The organism is Variovorax sp. ZS18.2.2, from assembly GCF_024701975.1.
Lineage (GTDB): Bacteria > Pseudomonadota > Gammaproteobacteria > Burkholderiales > Burkholderiaceae_C > Variovorax.
The window spans coordinates 420,409-433,352 of sequence record NZ_JANLNM010000005.1 but is presented as its reverse complement, the minus strand read 5'-3'; the positions used below and the strand labels follow the sequence as shown (position 1 = coordinate 433,352).

The following is a 12,944-nucleotide window of genomic DNA, read 5'->3' as shown; positions in this document are numbered from 1 at the left end:
CTCTGCCCCCACCATGAATCGCCTCGCGTCCATCCTGCCGCCCGCCCAAGTGCTTGTGAGCGTTGACGCTACCAGCAAGAAACGTGCTTTCGAAGAAGCTGGCCTTCTGTTCGAAAGCCTTCATGGCTTGGGGCGCGCCCTCATCACCGACAGCCTCTTTGCGCGCGAACGCCTCGGTTCCACCGGCCTCGGCCACGGCGTTGCCATTCCGCATGGCCGCATCAAGGGCCTCAAGGCGCCGATGGCCGCGGTGTTCCAACTGGCCAACCCCATCGGTTTCGACGCTCCCGACGAGCAGCCCGTCGCCCTCCTGATCTTCCTGCTGGTGCCCGAAGCGGCCACGCAGAAGCACCTCGAAATCCTCTCTGAAATCGCCGAGCTGTTGAGCGATGCCGGCCTGCGCGAGCAGATCAAATCCAGCACCGATGCAGCCGCACTCCACGGCCTGATCGCCGGCTGGCAGTCGACCCAAGTCGCCTGAGCGCATGCGTCGGCGTGCGCGGCTGCTGATAAGCTGCGCGACACCTCCTGTCACTCATCACTCCAATGACGGCGCCGAGCGCCGCCTCCTGAACGCATGAAGCCGACCGTCATCAGCGCCGATGCCATGTTCGAGGAGTTCCGCGGGTCGCTCCGCTGGGAATGGCTCGCGGGGCTCGGCGCTTCGGAGCGCCAGTTCGACCCCGAGGTCATCAGCCGCGCCCAGTCGGCCGCCGACCTGGTCGGCTACCTCAACTACATCCACCCGTATCGCGTGCAAATCCTGGGCGCCCGTGAAGTGGCCTACCTCACGCGCGGCAGCCCGGACGACTGCGCACGCCGCATCGCCCGTATCGTCACACTCGAGCCGCCGATGCTGGTGCTGGCCGACGGCCAGGCGCCGCCCGACGAGCTGCTGTCGATCTGCGAGCGCGCCCAGCTGCCGCTCTTTGCCACGCGCGAGTCGTCGGCTTTCGTGATCGACCTGCTGCGCGCCTACCTGTCCAAGCATTTCGCCGAGCGCACCTCGATGCACGGCGTGTTCATGGACATCCTGGGCATGGGCGTGATGATCACGGGCGAGTCGGGCCTCGGAAAAAGCGAACTGGGCCTCGAACTGATTTCACGCGGCAACGGCCTGGTGGCCGACGATGCGGTCGACCTCTACCGCATCAACCAGAACACCATCGAGGGCCGCTGCCCTGACCTGCTGCTGAACCTGCTGGAAGTGCGCGGCATCGGCCTCCTGGACATCCGCGCGATCTTCGGCGAGACGGCGGTGCGCCGGAAGATGCGCCTGAAGCTCATCGTGCATCTGGTGCGCCGCGACAGCTTCGAGCGCGACTACGAGCGCATGCCCTCGGCGCCGCTCACGCAGGACGTGCTGGGCATCCCGGTGCGAAAGGTCATCATCCAGGTGGTGGCGGGGCGCAATATCGCCGTGCTGGTCGAGGCCGCCGTTCGCAATTCGATCCTGCAGCTGCGCGGGATCGATACCTATGCGGATTTTGTGGCGCGCCACCACAAGGCGATGGAAAGCGCCCGGGACGGCGACTGACGCGCCGTCTTTACACGGTTCAGCGCTTCTTTACACAGTCGCCGCAGAGGCCGTAGAGCGACATGGCGTGGTCCTGCAGGATCCAGCCCTTGTCCTTGGCGATCATCTGCTGGCGGCGCTCGATCTCGGCGTCGTAGAACTCCTCGACCTTGCCGCACGAGGTGCAGATCAGGTGGTCGTGGTGCGTGCCCTCGTTGAGCTCGTAGACCGCCTTGCCGCTCTCGAAATGGCTGCGCTCCAGGATGCCGGCCTGCTCGAACTGCGTGAGCACGCGGTAAACGGTGGCAAGGCCGATGTCGGAATGTTCGTTCAGCAAGACGCGAAACACGTCTTCCGCCGTCATGTGCCGCTGGCTGCCGGTCTGGAAGATTTCCAGAATCTTCAGGCGTGGCAAGGTGGCCTTGAGGCCGGTGTTCTTGAGTTCGTCGATATTGGCCATGATGGTTCCTGCGCCCTGTGCTGCGGTCAGGTCCTGAAAAGGCCAGCCGCTACAATGGCCGATCATATCGCTACCCCCTTTTCCTCCCATGCTTGCCATTTTCCAACGCCGTTCCTGGCTGCTGGCTGCTGCCGTCGCCGCGACGCTCTGCCTCGGTGCCTGCAGCGGTTTCAGCGATCGCACGCGTGGCGCGCTGGCCGCGGTCACGCCCTACAAGGTCGAAGTGGTCCAGGGCAATTTCGTGTCGAAGGAGCAGGTCGCGGCGCTCAAGCCCGGCATGTCCCGCCAGCAGGTGCGTGAAATCCTCGGCACTTCGCTGCTGAACGATGTGTTCCACAACAACCGCTGGGACTACGTGTTCACGATCCGCCGCCAGGGCGTCGATCCCCAGGAGCGCCGCCTGACCGTGTACTTCAACGGCGAACTGATGGACCGCTTCGAAGGCGACGAGATGCCCAACGAAGAAGAATTCGTCGCCACGCTCGACACCCGCAAGAAATCCGGCAAGGTGCCCCAGCTCGAGGCCACGGAAGACGAACTCAAGAAATTCGCGCCGGCCAAGGACGAGAAAGCCGCTGCCGCCGCCGCGACGACCGTGCCTCCGCTGCCTGCCGCCTACCCCCCGCTCGAAGCCGCGCGCTGAACGCAGCAGGAGCGGGCGGCGCCCGCCGAGTCAGGCGGCGTCCGTCCGGTGCCCTTCTTGGTTCCCAGTGGCCTGCGGGCCATCCTGAAGACTGAATCCGCGTGACCGAACCTACCTCCTCCTCCCTCTCCGCCCCCCCCGCGCCGCGCCGCATTGCCATCGCCGGCGCTTCGGGCCGCATGGGCCACATGCTGATCGAGGCCGTGCGCAATGCGCCCGACTGCCGCCTGGCCGGCGCCCTCGACATCGCCGGCAGCGAAGCCATCGGCACCGACGCGGCCGCCTTCCTGGGCTTCACGAGCGGCGTGCCCATCGTGGCCGACCTGCGCACGGGCCTGAAAGACGCCCAGGTGCTCATCGACTTCACCCGCCCCGAAGGCACGCTCGCGCACCTGGCGGTCTGCCGCAAACTCGGCGTGCAGGCGGTCATCGGCACCACCGGCTTCAGCGACGCGCAGAAGGCCGAGATTGCCGAGATCGCGAAAGACGTGGCCATCATGCTGGCCCCCAACATGAGCGTGGGCGTCAACGTCACCTTCAAGCTGCTCGAGATGGCCGCCAAGGCGATGTCGACCGGCTACGACATCGAGATCATCGAGGCCCACCACCGCCACAAGGTCGACGCCCCCTCGGGCACCGCGCTCAAGATGGGCGAAGTCATCGCCGACGCGCTGGGCCGCGACCTGAAGGACTGCGCCGTCTACGCCCGCGAAGGCATCACGGGCGAGCGCGACCCGTCGACCATCGGCTTCTCGGCCATCCGCGGCGGCGACATCGTGGGCGACCACACCGTGCTGTTCGCCGGCATCGGCGAGCGCATCGAGATCACGCACAAGTCGTCGAGCCGCGTCACGTACGCGCAGGGCGCCCTGCGCGCGGTGCGCTTCCTGGCCGAGCAGAAGTCTGGCCTGTTCGACATGTACGACGTGCTCGGTCTCCGTTAAGGCCAACCGATGAGCGTCCTCGAACTGCTGACCCATGGCGACGGCGTCAGCCGTTCGGTGGCGGCGCTGCTGCTGGCGATGTCGATCGCAAGCTGGGTCGTGATTCTGTGGAAGGCGTGGCTGCTGCGCGGCGGCACGCGCGACGTGCTGCGCGGCATCGCGGCGTTCTGGCAGTCGGCCACGCTGGCCGATGCCGAACAGAAGCTCAAGGCCTTCGACCGGGCCACGCTGGTGCTGCCCGCGGTCGTCGCCATCAGGAACGCGGCGGCCGTCAGCGTCAATGGCACGCTCGGCGCCACGGGCGACCGCAACCAGCGCCTCACGCGCGCCCTGCGCGACGCGCTGCACGGCGCATTGCGGCGCCTGCAGGCCGGCCAGATCCTTCTCGCCACTGTCGGCGCCACGGCGCCCTTTGTCGGCCTCCTGGGCACGGTCTGGGGCATCTACGGTGCGCTGACGGGCATCGCGGGCCAGACCGGTGGCTTCACCATCGACAAGGTGGCCGGACCCGTCGGCGAAGCGCTGGTGATGACCGCCTTCGGCCTCGCGGTCGCCATTCCGGCTGTGCTGGCCTACAACGTCTTCGGCCGCGTCATCGGCCGCGTCGAGGCCGAGCTCGAAGGCTTCGCGCACGACCTGCTCGGCAGCTTCGGCGAGGCGCCGGCACCCGCCGCGCCGCCGCCTGCGCGGCCGATGCCCGTCTAGAGAGCAGCACGCACCATGGCCTTCGGACGCACTTCGCTAGGCAGCAGCGCCGCAGGCGGTGGACGCGCCACCGGGGCCGGCGGGCAGCGGCCGCTCTCGGACATCAACGTCACGCCGCTGGTCGACGTGATGCTGGTGCTGCTGGTGATCTTCATCATCACGGCGCCGCTGATGGCCAGTTCGATCAAGCTCGACCTGCCGCAGACCGATGCGGGCCAGCCCAACGACACGCCCAAGTTCGTGAGCCTCGCGGTCGATGCATCGGGCAAGGTCTTCCTGAACGACAAGCCCGTGACCGACGAAGAGCTGGCCGCCCAGCTCGAAAAAGCCGCGGCGGACAGCAAGGACACCGAAGTGCAACTGCGCGCCGACCAGACCGTGCCCTACGGCAAGGTGGTGGCGCTCATGGGCATTGCGAACAAGGCGGGGTTGAGCCGCATCGGGTTCGTGACAGAGGCCGAAGCGGCTCCCGAAAAGCCGCGCTGAATTTGTCTTGCTCCTTCCCCCTTTGGGGGAAGGTTGGGATGGGGGCGGGCAGAGCGCTCGATGGATGCGCCGCGTGCCCCCACCCCGGCCCTCCCCCGCAAGGGGAGGGAGAAATACCGAAGACTCAGCCCAGCACCACGGGCTTCGTGTTCCAGATCTCATGCGCGTACTGCGCAATGGTTCGATCTGAAGAGAACGCCCCCATCCCCGCCACATTGAGAATCGCCATCCGCGTCCACGCATCCGAATCGCGGTAGAGCGCATCCACCTCGGCCTGCTTCGCGACATAGCTCGCGTAGTCGGCCAGCAGCAGGTAATGGTCGCCCCAGTTCACCAGCGCGTCGTAGATGCCCTGGTAGCGCGCCGGCTCGCCCGGTGAGAAAGCCCCGTCGCGGATCGCGTCGAGCACCCGTTTGAGTTCCGCGTTTTCCTCGTAGATGTCGCGCGGCTGGTACCCGCGGGCCCGGATGTCCGCCACCTCCGGCGTCGTGTTGCCGAAGATGAAGATGTTCTCCGGCCCCACGTTCTCGCGCATTTCCACATTCGCGCCGTCGAGCGTGCCGATGGTGAGCGCGCCGTTCAGCGCGAACTTCATGTTGCCGGTGCCCGAGGCCTCGGTGCCCGCGGTGGAGATCTGCTCCGACAGGTCGGCCGCCGGCATGATGATCTCGGCCAGGCTCACGCTGTAGTTCGGCAGGAACACCACCTTCAGCAGCTTGCCCACGCGCGCATCGGCGTTGATGGTGCTCGCCACGTCGTTGATGAGCCGGATGACCAGCTTGGCCATTGCGTACGCCGAGGCCGCCTTGCCCGCGAACACCACCACGCGCGGCACGATGTCGACCGGTGCGCCGGCCGCCTGCGCGTCGAGGATGCGGTGATAGCGCGCCACCACGTGCAGCACGTTGAGCAGCTGGCGCTTGTATTCGTGGATGCGCTTGACCTGCACGTCGAACATCGCGTCGGTGTCCAGGTCGATCTTCAGGTGCTGCTCGACCCAGTTGGCCAGCCGCAGCTTGTTCTCGCGCTTGGCGTGGCGGAACGCGCGCACGAAGGCGGGTTGCGCGGCCATGGGCCTGAGCGCCTCGAGCTGCGACAGGTCGCGCCGCCAGCCCTTGCCGATGCGCTGGTCGAGCAACCCGGCCAGCGGCGGGTTGGCCTGCGCCAGCCAGCGGCGCGGCGTGACGCCGTTGGTCTTGTTGTTGAAGCGCTCGGGAAATATCTTGTCGAAGTCCGCAAAGATCGACTGCTTCATCAGCTCCGAATGCAGCCCCGACACGCCATTGATCGAATGGCTCGCGAGCACCGCGACGTACGCCATGCGCACGCGCCGCTCGCCCGATTCGTCCACCAGCGAAAGCCGCCGCATCAGCTCCACGTCGTTGCCGACCTTCTGCGTCACGGTGGCGAGGAACTTCGCGTTCATGTCGTAGATGATCTGCAGGTGCCGCGGCAATATGCGCCCCAGCATCTCCACCGGCCAGGTCTCCAGCGCCTCGTGCATCAGTGTGTGGTTGGTGTAGCTGAACACCTTCTGCGTGTGCGCCCAGGCCTCGTCCCATGCAAGCCCGTGCTCGTCGAGCAGCAGGCGCATCAGCTCGGGCACCGCGAGCACCGGGTGCGTGTCGTTCAGGTGGATGCTGACCTTCTCGGAGAGCTGCTCGAAGGTCTTGTGGTTGCGCAGGTACCGCCGCAGCAAGTCCTGCACGCTCGCGCTGCAGAAAAAATACTCCTGGTGCAGCCGCAGCTCACGGCCCGAGGGCGTGGAGTCGTCGGGGTAGAGCACGCGCGAGACGTTCTCCGACTGGTTCTTGCTCTGCACCGCGCCCATGTAGTTGCCGCGGTTGAAGGCCGAGAGGTCGATCTCCTCGGTGGCGCGCGCCGACCACAGCCGCAGCGTGTTGGTGGCCTGCGTGCCGTAGCCCGGAATGATGGTGTCGTAGGCCACGGCCAGCACGTCGTGCGTGTCGACCCAGTCGGCCGCGCCGTAGGGTGCGTTCTTGCCCTCGCGCTTCTGCACGTGGCCACCGAAGCGCACGCGGTAGTTCACCTCGGGCCGCTGGAACTCCCAGGGGTTGCCGCGTGTGAGCCAGTAGTCGGGCGTTTCCACTTGCTGGCCGTCGACGATGCGCTGGCGGAACATGCCGTATTCATAGCGGATGCCGTAGCCCATGCCCGGCACGCCGAGCGTGGCCATCGAATCGAGAAAACAGGCCGCGAGCCGCCCGAGGCCACCGTTGCCGAGCGCCGCATCGGGCTCGCGCTCGGACAGCGCCGACATGTCGACGCCGAAGTCGGCCAGGGCTTCGCGCACCGTGTCGTACAGGTCCACTGCGAGCAGCGCGTTGGTGAAGGTGCGCCCGATCAGGAACTCCATCGAGAGGTAGTAGACGCGCTTCAGGTCCTGCGCGTAGTTGGCGCGCGTGGTCATCATCCAGCGCTCGACCAGCTGGTCGCGCACGGCCTGCGAGGTGGCGTTGAGCCAGTCGTCCTGGCTGGCCGCCACCGGGTCCTTGCCGACCGCGTAGATCAGCTTGTTGGCCACGGCGCGCTTGAAGGCCGCGACATCGCGGTCGGGATGGTCGTAGGCGAAGTCTTTGATCGTCATGGTGGTGGCGCTCCCGAGGTGAGTGTTTGTGTTTGCCGTGCGTGGATCAGGTGGTGCCCAGCGCCTGCTGGTAGACGGCGATGTATTGGGCGGCGGCCGTGCCCCAGTCGGCTGGACGCCGCATGGCATGGCCGCGCACGCGGCGCCAGTCGGGCGCGCGGTCGTAGAGCGCGAAGGCGCGGCGCAGTGCGCGTTCGTAGTCGTCGGCATCGAAGCGGTCGAACACGAAGCCGGTGGCCTCGCCGCTCGCCATGTCTTCCAGCGTGCTGTCGACCACCGTGTCGGCCAGCCCGCCCACGCGGCGCACCAGCGGCAGGCTGCCGTACTTCAGGCCGTACATCTGCGTGAGGCCGCAGGGCTCGAACAGCGAGGGGACCAGCGTCACGTCGCCGGCGCCGAAGAGCTGGTGCGCGAGCGTCTCGTTGTAGCCGATGGTGACGCTGACCGATTGCGGCGCCGCGGCCGCGCGTTGGCGAAAGGCCTCTTCGAGCCACGCTTCGCCGCTGCCCAGCAGCGCGAGCTGGCCGCCCTGCGCGAGCAGCGCATCGATGCCGCCGAGCACGAGGTGCAGGCCCTTCTGCTCGGTGAGCCGGCTCACCAGGATGAAGAGCGGCGCGTCGGGCCGCTCGGCCAGGCCGAGCTGGTGCTGCAGCACCGCCTTGCAGCGCGCCTTGCCCGCCATGTGGCGGCCTTCGGGCGTGTGATAGCCCTGCACCAGCGCGGCGTCGGCGGCCGGGTTCCAGACCTTGTCGTCCACCGCGTTGAGGATGCCGCTGAGCACGCCGCTGCGCTGGCGCAGCAGGCCGTCGAGGCCGCAGCCCTGCTCGGGCGTCTGGATTTCCAACGCATAGGTCGGGCTCACCGTGGTGATCCGGTCGGCGAAGTAGAGGCCGCCCTTCATGAACGAAATCTGGCCGTGGTACTCGAGCCCGTTGATGTGGAAGGCCGGGGCGGGAAGGCCCAGTTCGGCGAAGTGCCAGGGCGCGAAGATGCCCTGGTAGGCCAGGTTGTGCACCGTGAACACGGTGCCCACGCGCGGCTGGTTCGCCTGCCGCGCAAAGGCGATGTAGACGGGCGCCAGTGCCGCATGCCAGTCGTGCGCATGCACGACCTCGGGCTGCCACGCCGCGTCGAGCCCTTGTGCGAGTTGCGCCGCGGCCCAGCCGAGCAGCGCGAAGCGCCGGTGGTTGTCGGCGTAGGGCTGGCGCGCCGTGTCTTCGTAGGGGTTGCCGGGCCGGTCGTACAGGGCCGGCGCATCGATCACATAGGCGGGAATCGGCGGCGCGCCGTCGATGGCGATGTGCCCCGCGCGCAGGCCGAAGCGCTCGCCCCAGGGCGCATGGAAATCCGCCACCGGCACCAGGTCGCGCACGCCGGCCACGATGGCTGGAAAACCCGGCAGCAGCACCCGTGCGTCCTGCCCTTCGGCCATGAGCGCAATGGGCAGGGCGCCGGCGATGTCCGCCAGTCCGCCGGTCTTCAGGAGGGGAAAGAGTTCGGCGCTGACCTGGAGGATTCGCATCGTCAGAGTTTCACCAATGCGAAAACGAGGGACGTCAGGATGCGGCTTCTTCCAGGAATGCCGCGGAACCGGCTTTGCCGGGCCGCAGGTGTTGCCCCCGGCGAGGGGGTGGGAGGCCACACGAAGTGGGCAAGCCTGGGGGAGAGTTTCATGCTGCCAATCGTTTGAGCATTTCGCGCGTGACCAGCACCACCCCGGTCTCGGTGCGTTCGAAGCGCGCGGCGTCGGCGACCGGATCTTCGCCGATCACCATCTCATCCGGTATGACACAGGCGCGATCGATCACCACGCGGTTGAGCCGGGCGCCGCGGCCCACTTCCACATCGGGCAGCAGCACGGCCTCGTTGATTTCGCAGAACGAATGGATGCGCACGCCCGAGAACAGCACCGAGCTGCTGACCTTGGAGCCCGAGACGATGCAGCCGCCCGAGACGATGGTGTTGACCGTCATGCCGTGCTTGCCGTCGCGGTCGAGCACGAACTTGGCCGGAGGCAGTTGCCGCTGGTAGGTCCAGATGGGCCAGTCGGTGTCATAGATGTCGAGTTCGGGGGTGATCGAGGCCAGGTCGAGGTTGGCTGCCCAGAATGCATCAATCGTGCCCACGTCGCGCCAGTAGGCCTTGGCGCCCGGCCCGCGCGAGGCCCGCGTGACGCAGGACATGCCGAAGGGATGCGCCAGCGCGCGGCCCTGCGCCACGGCGCGCGGGATGATGTCCTTGCCGAAGTCGTGGCTCGAATCGGGGTTGACGCTGTCTTCCTCCAGCAGCTGGTAGAGGTACTCGGAATCGAACACGTAGATGCCCATGCTGGCCAGCGCCACGTCGGGGTTGCCGGGCATGGCGGGCGGATCGGCCGGCTTTTCGAGAAAGGCCGTGATCTGGCGGCCGTCGTCGATGGCCATCACCCCGAAGGCGGTGGCCTCCATGCGCGGCACCTCGATGCAGCCGACCGTGCAGCCCAGGCCGCGCTCGGCATGGTCCTTCACCATGATCGAGTAGTCCATCTTGTAGATGTGGTCGCCGGCCAGCACCACCACGTAGTCGTGCCTGGTCGAGCGGGTCTGGATGATGTCCAGGTTCTGGAACACCGCATCGGCCGTGCCGCGATACCAGTGCTCGTCGCCCACCCGCTGCTGCGCGGGCAGCACGTCGACCATCTCGTTGAGCTCGGCCCGCAGGAAGCTCCAGCCGCGCTGCAGGTGGCGCATGAGCGAATGCGACTTGTACTGCGTGACCACCGCCATGCGCCGGATGCCGGAATTGAGGCAGTTCGACAGTGCGAAATCGATGATGCGGAACTTGCCGCCGAAGTACACGGCCGGCTTGGCCCGCCGGTCGGTCAGCTGCTTGAGGCGGGAGCCCCGGCCGCCGGCCAGCACCAGGGCGATGGTGCGGCGAACCAGTTGGTGGGCCTGCAGGGGTTCCTGCGAGGAGGGCGTGCTGAGCTTGTTGTCCATCCTGTGTCTCCGTTCGTTCGTTGGAATTCGGTCGTCAGAGTTTCTGTAGCGAGGCTAGCACCGCGCCGTGCGCATGGCTTCTACGTTCTTGCAACCCGGATGCTCGAAAAATGCACTTCCGCCGCATCGCCGAGCGCTTGCTGCGAAGCATCGCGATCCTGCGCGGGATTGGTCGAGAGACAGTGGCGCCAGTCGCCCGGAGGCAGCGTGAAATTCACCGTCTCCGCGCCGGCGTTGACCAGCACCAGCCATGCGCCCGCGTCCTCCCTTGCCGCGCTGCTGTTGTTGTCGAAGAGGATCGCAAGGGCCGTGCCCGCATGCCAGTCGTCCGGTGTCATCGGCTGGCCATCGGGGCGCAGCCAGCGGATGGCCGGTGCGCCCTCGGGCGGATCGGCCGGCCACCAGCGCGTGCTGCGCAGCACCGGCGCCTCGCGGCGCAGGGCCGTGAGGCGCGCGACGAAATCGCTCGTGCGCGCCATGTCGCTGGCGGGGTCGGAGGCGCCGATCCATGCGAGCCAGGTGGTCTCGTTGTCCTGGCAATAGGCGTTGTTGTTGCCCTGCTGGCTGTGGCCCAGCTCGTCGCCTGCCAGCAGCATCGGCGTGCCTTGGGAGAGCAGCAGCACCGCGAGCAGCGCACGCTGCAGGCGGCTGCGTTTCGCCAGCACGCCCGCGTCGTCGCTCGGGCCTTCGACGCCGCAGTTGTTGCTCAGGTTGTGGGCGTGGCCATCGCGATTGTTCTCGCCGTTCGCGAGGTTGTGGCGCTCTTCGTAGCTCACGAGGTCGCGCAGCGTGAAGCCGTCGTGTGCGGTGATGAAGTTGACGCTCGCCACCGGCGCGCGGCCGTGGTGGGCGAACTGCGTGCTCGAGGCCGTGAAGCGGTGTGCGAAATCGCCGAGACCGCTCGCGCCGTCGCGCCCTTGGCGCAGCCAGAAGCCGCGTTGCGTGTCGCGGTAGCGGTCGTTCCATTCGAGCCAGCCGGGCGGGAACTCGCCGAGCCGGTAGCCGCCGGGGCCGATGTCCCATGGTTCGGCGATCAGCAGCGTGCGCGAGAGCACCGGGTCTTGCGCGATGGCTGCGAAGAAGGGCGCGCGCGGGTCGAACCCCGTCTTTGCATCGCGCCCCAGTACCGGCGCGAGGTCGAAGCGAAAGCCGTCGACGCCCATCTCGCAAGCCCAGAAGCGCAGGCTGTCCATGACGAGTTGCAGCACGCGGGGCTCGCCGAGGTTCAGGCAGTTGCCGGTGCCCGTCCAGTTCTCATAGAGCGCGCGGTCGTCTTCGCGCAGGTGGTAATACAAGGCGTTGTCGATGCCGCGCATCGAGAGCGTGGGGCCGACCTCGTCGCTCTCGGCGCTGTGGTTGTAGACCACGTCGATCACCAGCTCCATGCCGCGCGCGTGCACCGCATCGACCATTGCGCGGAACTCACTTGCGGGCGTGGTGCCGGGGCGGCCGCTCCAGTAGCGCGCTTCGGGCGCGAACCAGCCGATGGTGTTGTAGCCCCAGTAGTTGGAAAGGCCCATGGCGAGCAGGCGCTGCTCGTCGGCGCGGTGCTGCACGGGCATGAGGCTCAGCGTGGTGACGCCCAGGCGCTGGAGGTGGTCGAGCACGGCGGGTTCGGCGAGGCCGGCGTAGGTGCCGCGCAGTGCGGCGGGGACGGCGGGGTGCAGGCGGGTCTGGCCGCGGACGTGGAGTTCGTAGAGGACGCGGTCGGTGGATGCGATGCGGGCGTGGCCGGGCGATGGTTGGGCACTCGCACTTGCTGTCACGCGCGCCTTGAGTGCGACTGCGCCGTTGTCGCGCCCATCGCGTTGATCGGGATTTGCTGGGTCATGGCCGAGGAACAGGTCGTTGCCGTCGTAGAGGCCGACGATCTCTCGCGCGTACGGGTCGAGCAGCAGCTTGGCGGGGTTGAAGCGCTGGCCTTCGTGGGGTGCCCAGGGGCCGTGGACGCGGTAGCCGTAGACCAGGCCTTCGCGACCGGCTGGGAGTAGGCCGTGCCAGATGCCGTCTGTGCGCGCGGACAGCCTGAGTCGTTGCTGCTCGTTCTGGCCGGTGCTGTCGAAGAGGCAGAGTTCTACGGACTCGGCCGTGGGGGCTGCGATGGCGAAGTTGATGCCTTCTTTGGACGGGGTTGCGCCCAGGGGGAATGGAGTGCCTGGGCTCAGCATTCTTGTTGCCCTTGAGTTTGTTTTTTTTCCGAGGCCGGGTCTCGCCCCGGCAGGCGACCTACCTTTCTTTGCTTCGCCAAAGAAAGGTAGGCAAAAGAAAGGCGACCCCACTGTCTGCGACCCTCCGCTTCGCTACGGGCAACCTGCGGTGCTCGCGTTTCGCGGGGTCTCGCAGAACTCGCTTCGCTCAAACAGCTGCGAGCCCTGATCCGCGAAACGCTGCGCTCCTCGGCGCAGCCAGAGGGGGGGGATACCGAACGGGCCATCGCCTTGCTCGGCTCGCAATCGGGCCTTTGCTTCGCTCGGCCGTTGGACTTGCTCCCTCTCCCCTTGGGGAGAGGGCGGGGGTGAGGGCATCGGCCTTCGCGCGGGCGAGGCAGTGTTTCTGTGCCGCTGGCCCTCACCCCAACCCTCTCCCCAAGGGGAGAGGGAGCAA

Annotated in this window: 11 protein-coding genes; 6 read left to right on the top strand and 5 right to left on the bottom strand. The window is 67.4% G+C overall.

Going from position 1 to position 12,944, the window contains the following annotated elements; genetic code table 11:
• Window positions 1-13: 13 nt before the first annotated feature.
• Entirely contained in the window at window positions 14-481 is a 468-nt protein-coding gene (locus NU688_RS21270; RefSeq protein WP_042581318.1) for a PTS sugar transporter subunit IIA, read from the top strand.
• 96 nt (window positions 482-577) lie between these two features.
• Window positions 578-1,537 carry an HPr(Ser) kinase/phosphatase gene (hprK, locus tag NU688_RS21265; RefSeq protein WP_257862782.1) on the top strand — a complete coding sequence of 320 codons (960 nt, stop codon included), beginning with the start codon at window positions 578-580 and terminating at the stop codon, window positions 1,535-1,537.
• Between the two features lie 19 nt (window positions 1,538-1,556).
• Here hprK and fur read toward each other — a convergent pair whose 3' ends face one another.
• Complete coding sequence (gene fur, locus NU688_RS21260) at window positions 1,557-1,976, bottom strand: ferric iron uptake transcriptional regulator (protein ID WP_056584276.1); 420 nt, start codon at window positions 1,974-1,976, stop codon at window positions 1,557-1,559.
• A gap of 88 nt (window positions 1,977-2,064) precedes the next feature.
• On the opposite strand from fur, the gene NU688_RS21255 reads away from it, so the two are divergent.
• From NU688_RS21255 to NU688_RS21240, 4 genes are all read left to right on the top strand, one after another.
• Window positions 2,065-2,619 carry an outer membrane protein assembly factor BamE gene (locus NU688_RS21255; protein WP_257862781.1) on the top strand — a complete coding sequence of 185 codons (555 nt, stop codon included), beginning with the start codon at window positions 2,065-2,067 and terminating at the stop codon, window positions 2,617-2,619.
• A gap of 101 nt (window positions 2,620-2,720) precedes the next feature.
• A complete protein-coding gene (dapB, locus tag NU688_RS21250; RefSeq protein WP_374684668.1) occupies window positions 2,721-3,563 on the top strand; it encodes a 4-hydroxy-tetrahydrodipicolinate reductase in 843 nt (280 codons plus the stop codon).
• Between the two features lie 9 nt (window positions 3,564-3,572).
• Complete coding sequence (locus tag NU688_RS21245) at window positions 3,573-4,268, top strand: MotA/TolQ/ExbB proton channel family protein (RefSeq protein WP_257862780.1); 696 nt, start codon at window positions 3,573-3,575, stop codon at window positions 4,266-4,268.
• Window positions 4,269-4,283: 15 nt separating this feature from the next.
• The gene (locus NU688_RS21240; RefSeq protein ID WP_176660768.1) at window positions 4,284-4,754 is read left to right on the top strand and encodes a biopolymer transporter ExbD; all 471 of its coding nucleotides are present in this window, start codon (window positions 4,284-4,286) and stop codon (window positions 4,752-4,754) included.
• Between the two features lie 124 nt (window positions 4,755-4,878).
• Here NU688_RS21240 and NU688_RS21235 read toward each other — a convergent pair whose 3' ends face one another.
• The 4 genes from NU688_RS21235 to glgX form a co-directional block, all read right to left on the bottom strand.
• Window positions 4,879-7,362 carry a glycogen/starch/alpha-glucan phosphorylase gene (locus tag NU688_RS21235; protein ID WP_257862779.1) on the bottom strand — a complete coding sequence of 828 codons (2,484 nt, stop codon included), beginning with the start codon at window positions 7,360-7,362 and terminating at the stop codon, window positions 4,879-4,881.
• Window positions 7,363-7,408: 46 nt separating this feature from the next.
• Window positions 7,409-8,884 (bottom strand): glycogen synthase GlgA, encoded by a 1,476-nt coding sequence (gene glgA, locus NU688_RS21230; RefSeq protein ID WP_257862778.1) that lies wholly within the window; start codon window positions 8,882-8,884, stop codon window positions 7,409-7,411.
• Window positions 8,885-9,032: 148 nt separating this feature from the next.
• The gene (gene glgC, locus NU688_RS21225; RefSeq protein ID WP_257862777.1) at window positions 9,033-10,340 is read right to left on the bottom strand and encodes a glucose-1-phosphate adenylyltransferase; all 1,308 of its coding nucleotides are present in this window, start codon (window positions 10,338-10,340) and stop codon (window positions 9,033-9,035) included.
• An 80-nt stretch (window positions 10,341-10,420) separates the two neighbouring features.
• Window positions 10,421-12,508, bottom strand: a complete 2,088-nt coding sequence (gene glgX, locus NU688_RS21220; RefSeq protein ID WP_257862776.1) for a glycogen debranching protein GlgX — start codon at window positions 12,506-12,508, stop codon at window positions 10,421-10,423.
• Window positions 12,509-12,944: the final 436 nt, after the last annotated feature.